This window comes from Paenibacillus herberti, assembly GCF_002233675.1.
In the GTDB taxonomy this organism is placed as follows: Bacteria; Bacillota; Bacilli; order Paenibacillales; family Paenibacillaceae; genus Paenibacillus_O; species Paenibacillus_O herberti.
In genome coordinates this window covers 1,135,307-1,153,040 of record NZ_NMUQ01000002.1, presented here as the reverse complement: position 1 = coordinate 1,153,040, position 17,734 = coordinate 1,135,307, and the positions used below count along the sequence as shown (strand labels likewise).

At 54.1% G+C, this 17,734-nt stretch carries 13 protein-coding genes, 1 rRNA gene, 1 other RNA gene and 2 pseudogenes; all 17 read right to left on the bottom strand.

What is annotated here, in order from left to right; genetic code table 11:
* Positions 1-42 precede the first annotated feature (42 nt).
* A 16S ribosomal RNA gene (locus tag CGZ75_RS17610) occupies positions 43-1,597 on the bottom strand.
* Positions 1,598-1,823: 226 nt separating this feature from the next.
* On the bottom strand, positions 1,824-2,087 hold the full coding sequence (locus CGZ75_RS17605) for a pro-sigmaK processing inhibitor BofA family protein (RefSeq protein WP_089525530.1): 264 nt from the start codon (positions 2,085-2,087) through the stop codon (positions 1,824-1,826).
* A complete protein-coding gene (locus tag CGZ75_RS17600) occupies positions 2,084-2,371 on the bottom strand; it encodes a YaaL family protein (RefSeq protein ID WP_089525529.1) in 288 nt (95 codons plus the stop codon). Before CGZ75_RS17600 ends, CGZ75_RS17605 begins: the two co-directional genes overlap by 4 nt.
* A 220-nt stretch (positions 2,372-2,591) precedes the next feature.
* Positions 2,592-3,191 carry a recombination mediator RecR gene (recR, locus tag CGZ75_RS17595; protein ID WP_089525528.1) on the bottom strand — a complete coding sequence of 200 codons (600 nt, stop codon included), beginning with the start codon at positions 3,189-3,191 and terminating at the stop codon, positions 2,592-2,594.
* Positions 3,192-3,313: 122 nt separating this feature from the next.
* Positions 3,314-3,625 (bottom strand): YbaB/EbfC family nucleoid-associated protein, encoded by a 312-nt coding sequence (locus tag CGZ75_RS17590; protein WP_089525527.1) that lies wholly within the window; start codon positions 3,623-3,625, stop codon positions 3,314-3,316.
* A gap of 89 nt (positions 3,626-3,714) precedes the next feature.
* Positions 3,715-5,490, bottom strand: a complete 1,776-nt coding sequence (dnaX, locus tag CGZ75_RS17585) for a DNA polymerase III subunit gamma/tau (RefSeq protein ID WP_089525526.1) — start codon at positions 5,488-5,490, stop codon at positions 3,715-3,717.
* A 573-nt stretch (positions 5,491-6,063) separates the two neighbouring features.
* An RNA gene (ffs, locus tag CGZ75_RS17575) (signal recognition particle sRNA large type) lies at positions 6,064-6,329 on the bottom strand.
* A 177-nt stretch (positions 6,330-6,506) separates the two neighbouring features.
* Complete coding sequence (locus CGZ75_RS17570) at positions 6,507-6,920, bottom strand: hypothetical protein (RefSeq protein ID WP_089525524.1); 414 nt, start codon at positions 6,918-6,920, stop codon at positions 6,507-6,509.
* Between the two features lie 78 nt (positions 6,921-6,998).
* Positions 6,999-7,196: a 50S ribosomal protein L31 gene (gene rpmE, locus CGZ75_RS17565; protein WP_089525523.1), complete on the bottom strand. Its 198-nt coding sequence runs from the start codon at positions 7,194-7,196 to the stop codon at positions 6,999-7,001.
* Positions 7,197-7,299: 103 nt separating this feature from the next.
* Positions 7,300-8,556 carry a radical SAM family protein gene (locus CGZ75_RS17560; RefSeq protein ID WP_089525522.1) on the bottom strand — a complete coding sequence of 419 codons (1,257 nt, stop codon included), beginning with the start codon at positions 8,554-8,556 and terminating at the stop codon, positions 7,300-7,302.
* 1,676 nt (positions 8,557-10,232) lie between these two features.
* A pseudogene (gene rho / locus CGZ75_RS17555) lies at positions 10,233-11,463 on the bottom strand (transcription termination factor Rho); the annotation flags it as partial.
* Between the two features lie 314 nt (positions 11,464-11,777).
* Positions 11,778-13,031: a UDP-N-acetylglucosamine 1-carboxyvinyltransferase gene (locus tag CGZ75_RS17550; protein WP_089525521.1), complete on the bottom strand. Its 1,254-nt coding sequence runs from the start codon at positions 13,029-13,031 to the stop codon at positions 11,778-11,780.
* A 279-nt stretch (positions 13,032-13,310) separates the two neighbouring features.
* Positions 13,311-13,712, bottom strand: coding sequence for a response regulator (locus tag CGZ75_RS17545; RefSeq protein WP_281255118.1), 402 nt, complete (start codon positions 13,710-13,712; stop codon positions 13,311-13,313).
* A 333-nt stretch (positions 13,713-14,045) separates the two neighbouring features.
* Positions 14,046-15,647 (bottom strand): CTP synthase, encoded by a 1,602-nt coding sequence (locus CGZ75_RS17540; protein WP_089525520.1) that lies wholly within the window; start codon positions 15,645-15,647, stop codon positions 14,046-14,048.
* Between the two features lie 206 nt (positions 15,648-15,853).
* A pseudogene (locus CGZ75_RS17535) lies at positions 15,854-16,573 on the bottom strand (alpha/beta hydrolase family protein); the annotation flags it as partial.
* Positions 16,574-16,581: 8 nt separating this feature from the next.
* The gene (locus tag CGZ75_RS25640) at positions 16,582-16,737 is read right to left on the bottom strand and encodes a hypothetical protein (protein ID WP_217900076.1); all 156 of its coding nucleotides are present in this window, start codon (positions 16,735-16,737) and stop codon (positions 16,582-16,584) included.
* A gap of 422 nt (positions 16,738-17,159) precedes the next feature.
* Positions 17,160-17,723, bottom strand: a complete 564-nt coding sequence (gene rpoE / locus CGZ75_RS17525; RefSeq protein WP_089525518.1) for a DNA-directed RNA polymerase subunit delta — start codon at positions 17,721-17,723, stop codon at positions 17,160-17,162.
* Between the last annotated feature and the right edge of the window lie 11 nt (positions 17,724-17,734).

Here is a 17,734-nt window from a genome sequence, read left to right as displayed (position 1 = left end):
TCGGTTTTGAATGTTTCCGTTGCAGGAAACGATTCTCCATAGAAAGGAGGTGATCCAGCCGCACCTTCCGATACGGCTACCTTGTTACGACTTCACCCCAATCATCTACCCCACCTTCGGCGGCTGGCTCCCTTGCGGGTTACCCCACCGACTTCGGGTGTTGTAAACTCTCGTGGTGTGACGGGCGGTGTGTACAAGACCCGGGAACGTATTCACCGCGGCATGCTGATCCGCGATTACTAGCAATTCCGACTTCATGCAGGCGAGTTGCAGCCTGCAATCCGAACTGAGACCGGCTTTTTAGGATTGGCTCCACCTCGCGGTTTCGCGGCCCGTTGTACCGGCCATTGTAGTACGTGTGTAGCCCAGGTCATAAGGGGCATGATGATTTGACGTCATCCCCGCCTTCCTCCGGTTTGTCACCGGCAGTCAATTCAGAGTGCCCACCATGATGTGCTGGCAACTGAATTCAAGGGTTGCGCTCGTTGCGGGACTTAACCCAACATCTCACGACACGAGCTGACGACAACCATGCACCACCTGTCTCCTCTGTCCCGAAGGCCGCTGCTATCTCTAGCAGATTCAGAGGGATGTCAAGACCTGGTAAGGTTCTTCGCGTTGCTTCGAATTAAACCACATACTCCACTGCTTGTGCGGGTCCCCGTCAATTCCTTTGAGTTTCACTCTTGCGAGCGTACTCCCCAGGCGGAATGCTTATTGTGTTAACTTCGGCACCAAGGGTATCGAAACCCCTAACACCTAGCATTCATCGTTTACGGCGTGGACTACCAGGGTATCTAATCCTGTTTGCTCCCCACGCTTTCGCGCCTCAGCGTCAGTTACAGCCCAGAAAGTCGCCTTCGCCACTGGTGTTCCTCCACATCTCTACGCATTTCACCGCTACACGTGGAATTCCACTTTCCTCTTCTGCACTCAAGCCTTGCAGTTTCTCGTGCGACTTGGGGTTGAGCCCCAAGATTAAACACCAGACTTACAAAGCCGCCTGCGCGCGCTTTACGCCCAATAATTCCGGACAACGCTTGCCCCCTACGTATTACCGCGGCTGCTGGCACGTAGTTAGCCGGGGCTTTCTTCTCAGGTACCGTCATGGCAAAGGCAGTTACTCCTCTACCCGTTCTTCCCTGGCAACAGAGCTTTACGACCCGAAGGCCTTCCTCACTCACGCGGCGTTGCTCCGTCAGACTTTCGTCCATTGCGGAAGATTCCCTACTGCTGCCTCCCGTAGGAGTCTGGGCCGTGTCTCAGTCCCAGTGTGGCCGATCACCCTCTCAGGTCGGCTACGCATCGTCGCCTTGGTGAGCCGTTACCTCACCAACTAGCTAATGCGCCGCAGGCCCATCCCCAAGTAACAGATTGCTCCGTCTTTCTCGATCTCTCCAGGTGGAGAAACCGTTTATCTGGTATTAGCATCCGTTTCCGAAGGTTATCCCAGTCTTGAGGGCAGGTTGCCTACGTGTTACTCACCCGTCCGCCGCTAACTGAATCGGAAGCAAGCTCCCTCATCAATCCGCTCGACTTGCATGTATTAGGCACGCCGCCAGCGTTCGTCCTGAGCCAGGATCAAACTCTCCATAAAGGTGTTTGACTTGCTCATTTATAACGTTGACTTGCTTCACTCGTTGTTCAGTTTTCAAAGAACAAATTCACTTGTTTTTCGCTTGTTTCCGTCGTGCCTCTCAGCGGCGACTTAGATAATATATCACAGCCGCCTAAGCGGATGCAAGTCTTTTTTTAAAGTTTTTTCGATTTTCTTTTTCACCCTTGAAAATACGAAAAGCCCCCTGTATCCAGGGAGCCCAATCTTATAGAATAATTGCTTGGATACCAGCCAGTACCGCCACCCCCGGAAGTCCGAGAACAACCGCCGTACTGATCGTTGCCGGGTTGAGCGGAATCTCGGAGCCAGGCAGCAGCCCCGTTCCGTTAAGCAGATAGATCCCCACCGCGGCTGCTGTAAGATGAAGAGCGAAGCGACTGAACCAAGACCAGGACATTCGGCTCCTCACCAATGTAATAACCAGTAGAATAGAAGACAGGCTTAACATGCTCAACCAAATCCATTTCATCGCGGAATTCCCCCTTTCCATTCAGGCGAGGCTGTTCCAAGGCGCTTCGCTTGCCGGAGCAGCATTTCATAACGCCTTTGCGTTGCTTCAATTGCATACACCGCGTAATCAATCTGATCGCTGCCAACCGCCTGTTCAAAATGATACTGCGCATTAATCCAATCCCGGTGAGCTTCTCGAATCTCAGCCAGCAGTTCAACCCCCCCGATATCATCACGCCCCGCTTCCACGCTACTAACAGCCAGCGTCTCCACGCGTCCGTCCAGACGCAGCTTTGCTCCCATTCAAACCACCCTTTCGGCTTGTCCTGACCGTTATCTGCCTGTGTAGTTATTCTATAAACGGGTTTGGACGTTTAGAACGCCGAATAATGGTTGCGCCATCTATTTTCAATAAAAGGGCGGACTACCGGTGCAATGATCTGATCAGAAAATACAGTTCTAAAAAAAACGAGGCCAACCAGAATCTCTGGTCAGCCTCGTTTCTTCTAATAAGAGGAGTTTTTCAGGAGAGCTCTCTGCGGCCCTCCAAAGCTTTGGATAGCGTAACTTCGTCCGCATACTCTAAATCCCCTCCTACCGGGAGTCCATGTGCAATGCGGGTAACGCGAATTCCGAAGGGACGGATCAGGCGAGAAAGATACATCGCTGTCGCTTCTCCTTCAATATTAGGGTTCGTCGCTAGAATAAGCTCCTGTACCCGTTCATCCTCAAGTCTGCGCAGCAGTTCGGCAATGCGAATCTCCTCCGGACCGATGCCCTCGATTGGCGAGATTGCACCTTGAAGCACATGGTACTGGCCATTGTATTCCTTAGTGCGTTCCATAGCGACCAGATCCCTGGACTCCTGCACTACACAGATGGAGGAGTGATCACGGCTCTTATCCTGGCAAATGCGGCAAGGATCGGTATCGGTAATATTGCAGCATACAGAGCAGAAATGCAGGTTTCTTTTGACACTGACCAATGCCTTGGCAAAATCAATCACATCGTCTTCCTTCATCTTAAGCACATGGAAGGCGAGCCTTCCAGCTGTCTTAGGCCCGATGCCCGGCAGCCGGGTAAAAGAGTCGATGAGCTTCGCAATCGGTTCGGGGTAATACAACTAGCCCAACTCCTTCAATATAAATCGGGACGGCCCCCCGTTCGTTCAGGAGACCGTCCCGCAGCTTAGACACAGAAAAGTTCAAGTGCCGCAGCATGCAGCAAGCGCCCGAGGCGCGACGACTAGAAGAGACCCGGAATTTTCATACCGCCGGTGAATTTACCCATATCCTTGTTCGCCAGTTCGTCGGCTTTGGAAAGGGCATCGTTCACAGCTGTCAGCACGAGATCTTGCAGCATTTCGACATCTTCTGGATCAACCGCTTCAGGCTTGATAGCGATGCTGACCAGTTTTTTGTGACCATTAACTACAACCGTAACAACGCCGCCGCCAGCTGTGCCTTCAACACTTTTGGTTTCAAGCTCTTCCTGGGCTTTCAGCATTTGCTCCTGCATTTTCTTAACTTGCTTCATCATTTGGTTCATGTTATTCATCTTCGTCACCTCATTAATAGAATTTAAATTGATTTAAACTTGATTGAATTAGAAGCCTTATGCATCCAGCATGGGTCAAAATGCAAGGTTTACTCCTTCTTAAGCTCCACTAAATCCTCGCCAAACAGCTTGAAAGCTTCTTCGACCCATTCCGGCCTGGAAGCCGCTACTGGCGGTTCATCATGTGAAAGCTCAAGCGGCTCCGCCTTTCGCTCGGCGGAAACGCCCGACGACGCCTGCTGCCAGTCCTTTTGCATGACGGTGGCAAGCTGGATCGGCTTACCCAACGTCTCCTGCAGCACCCGCTCGATCAGCTCGCGGTTGGCTTGCTTCTCGGTGGTCTCTCGGTGCATCGTGTTTTTGAAAGCGATAAGCACCGAATCGCCCGCCCAGGAGACTGGCTCGCCATCAACGAGCCAGGCATGGACGGTGACGCGCGCATCCTTGATGCGCCCGAGCACCTCCGTCCACTTGCCGCGGAGCTGGGCAGTGTCGGCACTTGCAGCGGCGGAGGCAAAGGGATCGAGCTTAACGGTCCGGAGGTTACCGCCGGACCGGGGCCCGAACCCGCTGCTGCCGGCGCGGGCGGGTGCGCCGCCCGCAGCGGCGCCTGGGGCCGCTGCGGGAGCGGCGCCTCCGCTGCGCTGAAGCTGCTCCAGCTTGCGTTCAAGCTGGTCAATTCGCTGCTGCAGCGCAGCTATTTCATGGCCGGAGGCCGCAGGGGCGGAAGCCCCGCGATTATCCGCAGCGGGCTGCGCACCCGAGCCGAGCGAAGCACTCTCCGGCAAGGTGCAGATTTTGAGGAGCGCAACCTCGAATAAGGTTTGGGGATGCGCCGCATGCCTCATTTCATTTTGATACCGGTTAAGTTCGTCAATCATTCGGAAAATGCGCTCCGAGCTGAAGCCCTCCGCCATGTCGCGGAACACCGCCGGATCTGCCATCCGTCCCATCCCCTCCGCGCTCGCCGGGGCCAGCTTGAGCACGAGCAAATCGCGGAAGTAATAGATGAGGTTCTCGAGGCATTTATCGGGACTTTTACCCCCTTGCATAAGGCCTTCGATAAGCGGCAGCACAGCGGCCGCGTTGCCGTCCCGCACCGCTTCGGCGATGCCTGCGAACTGACGGACTGCGAGTCCGCCGGTTACATCGACTGCTCCTTCGAGTGTGATCTTTTCGGAGCCGAAGGCTGCAGACTGTTCAAGCAAGCTGATCGCATCGCGCATCCCGCCGTCCGACAAGCGGGCAATGTACTCCAGCGCCTCCGGTTCAGCGGTGATGCCCTCCTCTTCGGTAATCTGGCGCAAGCGCTCAATTTGTTCCTCCAGTGAAACTTGACGGAAGTCGAAGCGCTGGCAGCGAGAGATGACCGTGGCCGGCAGCTTATGCGGCTCCGTCGTCGCCAAGATGAAGATGACATGGCTCGGCGGCTCTTCCAGCGTTTTTAGAAGCGCGTTGAACGCTTCCGTCGTCAGCATATGGACTTCGTCGATGATGTAGACTTTGTAGCGGACTTCGGAAGGGGCATACCGAACGTTGTCGCGGATGTCGCGAATCTCGTCGATCCCCCGGTTGGAGGCGGCATCAATCTCGACGACGTCCATGATCGTACCGGCGGTAATCCCCCGGCAAGCCGCACATTCGTTGCAGGGCTCCGGCGCCGGGCCGTGCTCGCAGTTAACTGCTTTGGCGAAAACTTTGGCAGTCGTCGTCTTGCCCGTGCCCCTCGGCCCGTTGAACAAGTAAGCATGCGCAATGCGCTGCTCGCGGATCGCGTTCTGCAGCGTCTGCCTAATATGCTGTTGTCCTACCATGTCCTGGAACGTCTGCGGACGCCAAGCACGGTATAAGGCGATATGGGTCACTAGGTGGCTTCCTTTCGTGCCGCTCAGAGGCGGCCGATAATCGTTCTTTTATTATACATCACCTGGGGGTTCGGCAAAAGGGAGGGGTTTCGGAAAGGGTTGCGGAATGCCGAGAAGGTATGGCACGGGGGGATGGAAGGATGATGAGTGAAGGACGATGGACAGAAGGCGATGGAGGAAGAGCGAAGGACGAAGAGCGAAGAGCGAAGGAGGAAGAGCGATGGAGGAAGAGCGAAGGACGAAGAGAAAAGTGATAAAGGGAAAATTCACACGGAGCCACGGGGCCAAAACAGCTACGCTGACAGACTCTTCCTCCGATTCTCTGGAGCCCAGATTCCTGCGATTCCACTCCCCCTTTTTTATTTAAAGATGGCTCGACTCTAGCTCTACCACTGTCGTCGCGCTGGCCCGTGCTTCACATGGAAAAAGTCGCTGAAGACTCAAGGCCGAAAGACGAATTAATAAACTGAACTGATCTAACGAGTCCTGTAGAAGTTGCAAAAAAAAGAGACAAAAAAACGCTTGGGAGCGTCTATTAAAGACGCACCAAGCGTTTGAGTCATTATCGTAGGACCGTGCACCTGTCCTCGATCCATGCGGTCCAGCAGGCATTCCTGGTCCTAGCTCAGGTCAGGCACTCCTCCGGCACATGAACAAACTTGCTTACGGCTGCTTCCTTCCAGACCTGACCGGGTTCACAAGCGTCCATTGCGGAGGACCCATCCATCAACACTATTCACAGGCGCCAAACACTGCAACGCATAACCTACGACAGGAATTCAACCTCGCTATAGCGGATTGCGAGTTACAGGGCACCGCTACCTCCCCGTCTAGCACGGCAGATTTTCAGTATAGCCGATTTACAAGGCTTGTGCAACCGAACGCTATTGTCACGCCAAGCCCCATAACCGCATAGGAAACAGCAAACGAGTGCCTTAGCTTGAAATTATTCCGCTTTACTTATAACGACCTCATTTGAGTGTATTCAGCAATGTGCGTAGTGGCCTTGTTTGGGTTTATTCCGCAAGGTGCGTAACGACCTTGTAGCGAGGCATGTTAAATGCCATCTGAGACTGAACACGGTTGCGAACTTCTTCTTGCTGCAAGGAGTTAAGTCCGCTCTTAGGAGTCACATAAACACTCATCGTCGCTCCGTTGAATACGAGTCGGGCCGATTGAACCCCTTTAACTTCCAGCGCTTTCTGCTTGGCGAAGTTGGCGTCCTGTTGGTAATTCTGCGCGTGAGGCGTGTTGATCAAATGCGGATTCGTATTGGTCAAGCCAAGCTGACCGTCCTGGCCGTAGCTTTTGCCCTTCATTGAATTGGGGCTGCCGCCACAACCGGACAATAGCAGCGCGCTGATTAACAGACCGGCTGCGGCAAACGCGAGGCGGTTGCTTTGTCGGCGGGAACGAGATGGATGGTACATAGCAAAAAACCTCCCTTTAGCCATAGGATGGCTGAGGGAGGTTCTTCTATACTGCCAATATGAGGCAGTTGCATTCGATTAGATACCGTATTTCTTTTTGAAACGGTCTACGCGGCCGCCGGCGTCCAGGAACTTCTGCTTACCCGTGAAGAATGGGTGGCAAGCGGAACAGATCTCTACGCGCAGGTTAGGTTTAACGGAACCCGTCTCGAACGAGTTGCCGCAAGCGCAAGTTGCCGTAGTCACGTGGAATTTCGGATGAATAGCCTCTTTCATCGTCTTTCACCTCTTTCTGCCCTGAGCTTCATGCGAGCCCAGAGTTATCACATACCTCAATAATATATCACGCCTGCCCGTCCTGTGCAACGGCAATCCTTGGTCAGCGCGGACGTGTTAACTCGGCAGGAGGCACATGCGTGTAGGAACCAATCACGACATCAGGGAGCTCTTCGCGGAAGATCTGAAGCATTTGCTTCATACCGTAGATTTCGCCTTGCGCCTTTGGAATCAGGTTAAGGTAACTCTCCGGATCAATGTTCAAATTACGCATCTGGATCAGGCGTAGCCCGGTCCGCCGCACAAAATCGATCATCGCCTCCATCTCTTCCTCACGGTCAGTAACCCCGGGGAAAATCAAATAGTTAATGGAGGTGTAGACGCCTTTGTCCACCGCGTAGCGGAGAGACTTTTCGACATTTTTGAGCGTGTAGGCCCGAGGCTTGTAATAGGCATTGTAATGATCATCTAGCGCACTGATGGTGCTAACACGCATGAGATCGAGCCCAGCATCAACGATCGCTCGCATAAAGTCGGTCAAACCGGCATTGGTGTTGATATTGATATAACCTAGGTTCGTCTGCTGGCGGACGCGCTTCATTGCCTCAACGATGATCTTTGCTTGGGTGGAAGGCTCGCCCTCACAACCCTGGCCAAAGCTGATGATGGATTGGGGCTGCTTGAGATGTTCCATCATAATTTCAACCAGTTCATCAACAGTCGGCTTGAAGTTCATTCGCGTCTGGGGCGCGGGAAAAGCACTATCCTCCGGTTGCTCGGATATACATCCGAAGCAGCCTGCGTTACAGGAGTAGGAAACTGGAACGGCTCCTTCCCAGCGCTGTAAGAAGGTATTGGATGCGGTCAGACATTCATAGCCGAGGGCGCAGTTGGAAAGATGCTTGTACAGCCGGTTGTCCGGGTACTTCGCCAGCAGTTCCTCTACTTTGACGTTCAGCTCACCGCGATCGCAGTTAAGCGGATTCCATCGCTCTGGATCGTCGCACTGCTCTGCAGCTACGTAAAATCCACCGTCTTTCCAGACGACAGCGGTGTAGCCGAATAGCGGCAAAACGGCGGTGCGATCCGCTTTGACATAACCAGGAATCGCAAGTCGCGTATAACCCTGAGGAAGAAGTGCTCCTACGGCTTGGTACGATCCGGGTAGCATCTCCATCTTACCGCTCGGGCTAATGCCGATCGGTCTGGTGCCAGGAAGGCCGACTAGAGTCGCGCCCTCCGGCAGAGGAATCAGCTCATCCTCCATCAGTTCGATGACGATGTCCCCGCCGCGGCCGAGTCCGGTCCAGTCGGGATGGTCGAACAATTGGCCTTGTTCGTCGGCATAGACAAGATTCATGATGTCCTCCTAAATCGGTAAAAGCAAAAGCTGTTATTCCGTCGGCGAGGTTTTGGACCGCGCCGGGCGGCGAATCGATGTCGCAGGCTTAGCCGCGTCATCGGTAGTAGTTGTGGCGGTCGGCTTGCTAGCCGGGCGGCCGCGCTTTGGCGGCGCTACATCGGCGGTCGGCGCTTCGGTCGGCATAGCCGACTGAGACGTTGGCGCGGAGGCCGTTGATACTGCGGCTGGGCGGCCACGTTTTGCCGGCGCTGCCTCAGCAGTCGGCGCTCCGGTCGGCGTAGCCGACTGAGACGTTGGCGCGGAGGCCGTTGATGCTGCGGCTGGGCGGCCACGTTTTGCCGGCGCTGCCTCAGCAGTCAGCGCTCCGGTCGGCATAGCCGACTGAGACGTTGGCGCGGAGGCCGTTGATACTGCGGCTGGGCGGCCACGTTTTGCCGGCGCTGCCTCAGCAGTCGGCGCTCCGGTCGGCGTAGCCGACTGAGACGTTGGCGCTCCGGTTGGCGCTCCGGTCGGCGTAGCCGACTGAGACGTTGGCGCGGAGGCCGTTGATGCTGCGGCTGGGCGGCCACGTTTTGCCGGCGCTGCCTCAGCAGTCGGCGCTCCGGTCGGCGTAGCCGACTGAGACGTTGGCGCGGAGGCTGTTGTTGCGCCGGCTGGGCGGCCACGTTTTGCCGGCGCTGCCTCAGCAGTCGGCGCTTCGGTCGGCGTAGCCGACTGAGACGTTGGCGCGGAGGCCGTTGATGCGCCGGCTGGGCGGCCACGTTTTGCCGGCGCTGCCTCAGCAGTCGGCGCTTCGGTCGGCGTAGCCGACTGAGACGTTGGCGCGGAGGCCGTTGTTGCGCCGGCTGGACGGCCGCGTTTTGGCGGCGTGGCTTCAGCAGCCGGTGCTTCGGTCGGCGTGGCCGACTGCGCTGTTGGCGCAGAAGCCGTTGCCTGCGGTGCAGGCAACGCGGCTGCGCCCGCGCTGGCGGCTTCGCCTGCGCGCTGCTGCAGCTGCTCCGCCGCAGCGGCGCTTACCGCTGCCGGCCGCGCCTCGACAGCGCGCTCCGGCTGCGCAGCTGGCGCAGCCGCCATACCGACTGTTGCCGCCGGCTGGCGCTCGTCGGCTGAAGCCGACTGCACCGGCGGCTGAACTTCGCCGGTGCTAGGGCGTGGCGCCGGGCTGTAACTGCCCGGGCGCATGCTGCTCCCTACTGGGCGAGTCGCCCCAGTGGAGGAAGGCCGGCTGAGCGGCCGTTGGCCGGGAGTTGGCCGGCTGCTGCTATAGGAGCTGCTCTGCCCAGCTCGCTGCGAACTATACCCATTTTCGCTGCGCGAGTACCCAGTCCCGCTGTTGCTGTTACTGCTGTTGCTGCTGTTGCTGCTGCTGTTACTGCTGTCGCTTCGTTGCGAACTATAGCCATTCTCGCTGCGCGTTGGTGCTGCACCATTACTAGTACTGCCGCTCGAGCTATTCGCACCAGCGATCTGAGCTGTGCCTCCATTGCCGGGGGAGTAGCTGCGGTAGCCGCTGCCTTGCGTGTTATTATTGTTGCGATAAGCAGCTGTATTGGAAACAATCGGGCTGCCGCCGGCTGGGCCCTTCGGCGTTTGGTTGCCGCTCGAAGTTCCAGGTCTGCTGCCGCTGGATGAAGAAGACAGGGCAGGCCGGTTGCCATTTTTGGATTCCAAGGTAGCCATGAACTCCACATTCGTCTTGGTCTCGCCAAGCTTACGGAGAAACCCGTCGACAAAGTCCGGCGAGTCATTCATATTTTTGCGGATGACCCAGATTTTATCCAGCTCTTCTTTTGTCAGCAACAGATCCTCCCGGCGCGTACCGGAACGGCGTATATCCATGGCTGGGAAGATCCGGCGCTCGGCCAGCTTGCGGTCCAAATGCAACTCCATGTTGCCCGTGCCCTTGAATTCTTCATAAATGATGTCATCCATACGCGAACCCGTATCGATCAGCGCGGTCGCCAGAATGGTCAGGCTGCCGCCTTCCTCGATATTACGAGCCGAACCAAAAAAGCGCTTCGGACGATGGAATGCCGCCGGATCAATACCACCACTCAGCGTCCGTCCGGACGGAGGAATGACTAAATTATAAGCTCGCGCCAGACGAGTGATACTGTCCAGCAGGATAACAACATCCTTCTTGTGCTCGACCATACGCAGTGCTCTCTCAAGTACAAGCTCTGCAACCTTGATATGATTTTCCGGTACTTCATCAAAGGTAGACGCTACAACCTCTCCCCTTACAGAGCGGGACATGTCCGTAACTTCCTCCGGCCGCTCGTCGATAAGCAGTACGAATAGCTCGATTTCCGGGTTGTTTTCAGAGATGCTGTTGGCAATTTCCTTCAACAGCAATGTTTTGCCTGCCTTAGGAGGAGCCACAATCAGTCCCCGCTGGCCAAGACCAACCGGAGCGAGCAGATCCATAATCCGGGTAGAAAGACGACCAGGTGTCGTTTCGAGAACAAGCTTCTTTTGCGGGAAGAGAGGGGTCAGCGCCGGGAAATGCAATCGCTCGGCAGCCGTTTCTGGGCTCATGCCGTTAACTGCATTGACCTGCAGAAGGCCGAAGTAACGCTCGTTTTCTTTAGGAGGACGGCATTTCCCCGATACGAGGTCGCCGCTTCTAAGATCGAATCTACGGATTTGGGAAGCCGAGATATAAATATCTTCATTGCTAGGCAAATAATTAATCGGACGCAAAAATCCAAAACCTTCCGGCAGGATGTCCAAAATACCTTGCATGAATAAAAGCCCGCCACGCTCCGCTTGGGCGCGAAGAACAGCAAAAACCAATTCTCTTTTTCTCATCTGATTAAAGCTCGGTACCTCGAACTGCTTCGCGAGCTTGTACAAATCATTCAATGACATTACTTCCAGATCAGCGATCTGAAATTCGCTCATGATCTCACCACTTTATTCAGTTTTCACACCTTAATCCTTACCTCATACTGGGACAATCCGAATCTATAAACTCTATTCTTTCATTGTGTCCGTCAGAGCGAGGCTCTAACCGCCAAGAAGGAAACGACTGTTCATACAGTCTTGGAAAGTCTGGAGAGAGGAAAGCTGGCAGATGCGGGGAAAAGCAAGGCGGGCCGGCGCTCTAAAACAGCAGCACCGGCATGACCGCCGGTCAAGTAAAGCAAATTTACCCGTCTTATGACGGCGATGCAAAAGAAAATGGGTTGCCACCTGGAACTATACCAGAGTGTCTATCATTCATTCTCGCGCCAAACATCAGCACCGAGTCGGCGTAAGTTTTCAACCAGGTTATCATACCCACGATCAATATACTCCACACCTGTAATTTCTGTAATGCCTTCGGCCACAGTCAGCCCAGCAACTACCAATGAAGCCCCAGCGCGCAGGTCGGCCGCTCTGACCTTGGCCGCATTGAGCGAACTGCCTTCAATGATGGCGGAGCGACCTTCAACACGAATGTTGGCGCCCATGCGAATCAGCTCCGGCACATGTTTAAACCGGTTGCTGTACACATAATCCGTAAGGATGCTTACTCCGCCCGCCTGTGTCAGCAGGCTAGTCATCGGAGATTGCAAATCGGTCGCAAATCCGGGATAAACAAGCGCGCGAACATCGATCGGCTCATAGACAGGAGCACCGATTATGCGGATGGATTCATCCATTTCGATGACCTTCACGCCCATTTCTAGAAGCTTGGCGCTCATTGCCTCCATATGCTTCGGAATGACGCCATCGATGAGCACGTCGCCCCGAGTTGCTGCAGCGGCAATCATATACGTGCCGGCTTGAATCCGGTCCGGAATAATCGAATGACGACAGCCATGCATGCTGTCCACACCTTCGATTCGGATCGTCTCCGTTCCAGCACCTTTTATTCTAGCACCCATGGCGTTAAGCAATGTGGCCACATCTATGATTTCAGGCTCTTTAGCCGCGTTCTCAATGGTCGTTATGCCTTTGGCGCGCGACGCCGCTAACATAATATTGATGGTCGCGCCTACGCTGACCACGTCTAGATAAATCTTAGCACCGCGAAGCTCGCGGGCCGAGATACGAATTGAACCATGATCGTTGGACACTTCGGCTCCTAAAGCTTCGAAGCCTTTGATATGCTGGTCAATTGGACGGGGCTCAAAATTGCAGCCACCAGGCAATCCAATAACCGCTTCACCGAAGCGGCCTAGCAGCGCCCCCATCAGATAATAGGAAGCTCTCAACAATTTGACTTTGCCGTCGGGCATAGGGGCTGAGACCAGACGCGATGGATCGATGCGCATGGTATCTCCACTCCAGGACACGCCTGCACCGAGCTGCTCCAAAATTTCACCGTACACCGCAACGTCGCTAAGCTGCGGAAGGTTGTCCAAAACAACTTCCGATTCAGCCAGGATGGCTGCCGGCAACAGTGCGACTGCGCTGTTTTTGGCGCCGCTGATTTGAACCGTGCCTCGTAGCGGCCGTCCGCCACGAACCATTAATTTCTCCATTGATGCGGTATCCTCCCCGGAAAAAACAGGTATAGTGCCGCTATGCGGCTCACCTGCGGCTGAAAATAACGCAGCGCGCACCGACAATTCGAAAGAGAGGGCGCGCGCTCATTATCTTGGTTCGAAAGGAGAAGGCTGCCAGTCGTAAGACTGCAGTCTTCGCTAAAGGAAAAGTAGCTTGTTCATTCTGAGACATTATAACACACTTGAATAATACATGTGTACTTGGGCGTCCCGCCCAGCAACGCGTACTCATACACACAAAAAAAGGTCCTGCTCTCAGGACCCGATTGCGTATTTGCTATTGTTCTCCCCATCACGCCGCAGTTGCATGTTGACGGCAAGACGCATTTCGTCGATATCGAACGGCTTGGTGAAATGCATAACCGCTCCTAAATCCGTCGCTTCCTTGATCATGTCAAGCTCACCATACGCCGTCATCATAATAACCTTAATGCTGCGATCGATTGCCTTGACATGCTTGAGAATCTCAAGCCCATCCATGCCGGGAATCTTCATATCCAGCAACACCAGATCCGGACTTTCATTACGGACAATTTCCAGAGCCAGCTTGCCGTTGGAAGCTTGGAAGGTCGTGTATCCCTCGCTCGTAAATACCTCCATTAGGAGAACGCGTATTCCATTCTGGTCATCTACGATGAGCACCTTTTTCATGTCCAACTCTTCTACCTCCCGTTAGGTTTCGTGCTATTCTACAGATCAGGCCCGGGTGGGTCCGTTCTGCTTGAATTCCAGCCCCTATATCCAGTTCGGTTCCATCGTTGCACTTTCATCACGAACTTTAACCGCTCCGATGTCGGGTAGCGAATCCGTTGGCGACTTTATTCCAGAGGTTGGGCAACAGTTTTACTAATCCTGTATATTCGCCCTGCCCTTCTTAACTCCTTCTTGGATATGGAAAAAAGCCGCCCGAATCCACAGAGGAAGCCGGGCGGCTGATGGAACCAGTATTAACGTCCGCAGAAGGGACTTACAAAGGCGGACTAAAGAATGTTATTCGCCTGTCTTAAGCGAGGCGTTCACGAAACCGCGGAACAGCGCCTGTGGGCGGTTCGGGCGGGAGGTGAACTCCGGATGGAATTGGACAGCCAAGAACCAAGGATGGCCCGGCAGTTCAACCATTTCAACGAGGCGGCCGTCCGGCGAGGTGCCGGAAATGCGCAGGCCTGCCTTCTCCACTTGCTCGCGGTACTCATTGTTGAACTCGTACCGATGACGATGACGCTCATAAACCAGCTCGTCATTGTATTCGTGAGCAGCCAGGGAGCCGTCCACGATTTTGCAAGGATACAGACCGAGACGCATCGTGCCGCCAAGATCCTCGATATCCTTCTGCTCCGGAAGCAGGTCGATAACCGGATATGTGGTCGTCGGATTAATTTCCGAGCTATTAGCACCTTCCAAACCAACTACGTTACGGGCATATTCAATAACGGCTACTTGCATGCCGAGGCAAATACCGAAAAACGGAATCTGCTTCTCGCGCGCATAGCGAATTGCCGCTACTTTACCCTCGATGCCACGATCGCCAAAGCCGCCAGGAACGAGAATTCCCTTCACGCCGCCAAGTTGCTTACCGGCGTTCTCGTCGTTTAGCTCCTCTGCGTCGACCCAGCGAATGTTAACCTCGGAGTCCGCCTCAATGCCAGCATGCGCCAGCGATTCCACGATACTGAGATAAGCGTCATGCAGGGCAACATACTTGCCTACAATAGCGATCTCGGTGGAGTGCTTGAGGTTTTTGACACGATCAACAAGCTGTTTCCATTCCGTCATATCCGGCTGTGGCGCACTCAGCTTCAGATGGTTGACCACGTACTCGTCGAATCCTTCCTCCTGAAGCATCAGCGGAACCTCGTACAGTGTGGAAGCATCGCGGCATTCAATGACGGCGTTTGGATCGATGTCGCAGAACAACGCGATTTTACGCTTCATTTCCTCGGAGATGCTCTTCTCCGTGCGGCAAACGATAACGTTCGGCTGAATGCCGATGCTGCGCAGTTCCTTAACGCTATGCTGGGTCGGCTTAGTTTTCACTTCGCCAGCTGCTTTGATATAAGGGATCAGCGTCACATGAACATACATCACGTTGTCACGGCCAATGTCACTCTTGATCTGGCGAATGGCTTCCAGGAAAGGAAGACTCTCGATATCGCCGACCGTGCCGCCGATTTCGGTAATGACGACATCCGAGCCCGCCTCGCGGCCGGCGCGGAAGACGCGCTCTTTAATTTCATTGGTAATATGAGGGATAACCTGGACCGTTCCGCCGAGGTATTCACCACGACGCTCCTTTGTAATAACGGAGGAGTAAACCTTACCGGACGTCACATTGCTGTTCTTGGAAAGGTTGATGTCGATAAAACGCTCGTAATGGCCTAGATCAAGATCTGTTTCCGCCCCGTCGTCCGTAACAAAAACCTCGCCGTGCTGGTACGGGCTCATCGTTCCCGGATCCACGTTGATGTACGGATCAAACTTCTGAATGGTTACCTTGAGGCCACGGTTCTTGAGCAGCCTGCCGAGTGAAGCTGCGGTAATTCCCTTGCCAAGAGACGACACCACACCGCCCGTTACAAAGATATATTTCGTCACTGTTAGTACCCTCCATGCTCCTATGGTTAGTTAAAGGTTGCCCAGGCCGGCCATAAATCATGGCGCGGACCCCATATAAAAACAAAAAAAGTGTCACCCGTATAAGGGGGCACTTTCTTCAATCACCCATGCAAATATGCAGGCTGCCCGCAGCGGCATCCACTTACCGGATCCCTGCGCCTACAGCCTTAAGCTGATGATAAATTTCACAGTACGCTCCAAAAAGCCCATGCAATAGTGTACTTCACGGCAGATGTACTGTCAAGGACAAGCAGATGCCTGGCGTTGTGCTTGAGATTGTCACTCTGTAGCTGTTCTGAGATACTGTCACCCTGTACTTGCACTGTTATTTTCAAAGCTTTGACGATTTGATCCGACTCGGCTTGTTTGACGCGAGGATCATTGGCACCCTGAACGACAAACAGGGGCGCCTTGATTGTATCAACGGAGAACAGCGGCGAGATTTCGGTCAGAAGATCCTTCTCTTTGACAGGATCGCCTATACGCTGGTACATCATCGTACGCTGAGATTCCCAGTAAGCGGGCAATGAGTCAAGCAACGTGAACAAGTTGGACGGACCGACATAGCTTACTCCCGCTGCGTATACATCAGGTGTGTAAGCTAAACCAGCGAGCGCAGCATAACCTCCGTATGAAGTTCCGTATATGGCTACCCGCTCTTTGTCCGCAATTCCTTCCTGAACGAGCCAATTAACGCCGTCTGTCAGGTCATTTTGCATCGCTTTACCCCATTGCTTGTTGCCTGCATCCAGGAACTCTTTGCCGTATCCGGTTGAACCGCGGAAGTTAACCTGCAGCACCGCGTAACCTCTGCTGGCCAAAAATTGCACTTCCGGATTATAACCCCACACATCCCGAGCCCATGGGCCTCCGTGCGGATTCACAATAAGAGGAAGGTTTTTCGGATCGGCACCTAGTTCTCATCGCCGCCAGTGTCTTTCGCATAGATCAGCCGATCATTGGCTGCCCATGCAAATCCGGCAACGCTGCGTTCCTTTTCACTTGTGATCCGGACTCCGTCGTTCTCTCCGACTTTTTTGACGAAAATGTTCAGTCGATTCTCCCACATGCTAAGGTACGCGATATGGGTATTGTGTATCCCAGTTGCCGGAGCGCTTCAATCGCTTTATTTTCAAATTCAGCGGAGACGCTTCCAGTGGCTTGAATCGGTAAAGCAGCTACAGGTGCGGGCGGCATTGCGGTGAACAATAAAGCCACTGCAAGGACTGCGGCACCCGTTTTACGCTTGACTTGCTCCAACAAAAACCTTTCCAAATATGATTCCTCCTAGAATGACTAGTTCTCCACATTGGCTTGCCCTCCAAGCATCTAAACCTCTAAGCATGAAGAAGGATTTCAAAGAGTACAGGGTGGTAGACTTGTGCTGAAAAGGTTCAAATTGGAATCATTTTCAATATTTTTCCTTTGCTACTGAAAAAGGCCCCGAGACAACCTTCTGAAAGGTTGCCCGGAGCCTCTGTAGCCTAGTTCTTACTTCTTATCGTCTTCCGAATCGCCGTCTTCGTCCTCATCGTCGAAGTCTTCCTCATCGTCATCCGACTCCTCAGCCACCGCATCGGCATCTTCTTCGATCGTCTCGTCGACAGCGGTTTCTTCCTCTTCTTCGCTCTCTTCGAACTCACGATCCTCATCGAACAGATCGAAGTCCTCTTCGGTTTCGGTGTAGTTCTCGTCCTCTTCGGCCTCGAACACTTCCTCATCCTCGAGATCGTCTTCATCGTTGATGATACGCGGACGTTTGGCATTGCTGATTGGATCTTCATTTTTCTCTACTGGGTACCAGCGTTTCAGGCCCCAGGTGTTGCTGCCAACACAGGCGAAACGCCCGTCGATGTTGATCTCCGTATAAACCTGGGCGATGACATTGTTCACTTCATCACCCTTCAGCCCACGATATTTGGCAATTTCCTTCATCAGATCGCGGTAGTAGAACGGCGTATTTGCCGACTTCAGCACCTCGAATGCCAGGTCAACCATCGGCATCTCGCGCAAGCGCTCCGCATCGAATTTTTGGGATAAGTTAGTCGTGCTCATCTAATCCAGAC

What these genes read in the sequence shown, in the direction of transcription:
- rpoE (WP_089525518.1), bottom strand. Translation starts at nt 17,723, where the DNA reads ATGAGCACGACTAACTTATCCCAAAAATTCGATGCGGAGCGCTTGCGC.
- rpmE (WP_089525523.1), bottom strand. Translation starts at nt 7,196, where the DNA reads ATGAAAGAGGCTATTCATCCGAAATTCCACGTGACTACGGCAACTTGC.
- CGZ75_RS17570 (WP_089525524.1), bottom strand. Translation starts at nt 6,920, where the DNA reads ATGTACCATCCATCTCGTTCCCGCCGACAAAGCAACCGCCTCGCGTTT.
- CGZ75_RS17550 (WP_089525521.1), bottom strand. Translation starts at nt 13,031, where the DNA reads ATGGAGAAATTAATGGTTCGTGGCGGACGGCCGCTACGAGGCACGGTT.
- CGZ75_RS17605 (WP_089525530.1), bottom strand. Translation starts at nt 2,087, where the DNA reads ATGAAATGGATTTGGTTGAGCATGTTAAGCCTGTCTTCTATTCTACTG.
- CGZ75_RS17600 (WP_089525529.1), bottom strand. Translation starts at nt 2,371, where the DNA reads ATGGGAGCAAAGCTGCGTCTGGACGGACGCGTGGAGACGCTGGCTGTT.
- CGZ75_RS17590 (WP_089525527.1), bottom strand. Translation starts at nt 3,625, where the DNA reads ATGAATAACATGAACCAAATGATGAAGCAAGTTAAGAAAATGCAGGAG.
- CGZ75_RS17560 (WP_089525522.1), bottom strand. Translation starts at nt 8,556, where the DNA reads ATGAATCTTGTCTATGCCGACGAACAAGGCCAATTGTTCGACCATCCC.
- CGZ75_RS25640 (WP_217900076.1), bottom strand. Translation starts at nt 16,737, where the DNA reads ATGTGGGAGAATCGACTGAACATTTTCGTCAAAAAAGTCGGAGAGAAC.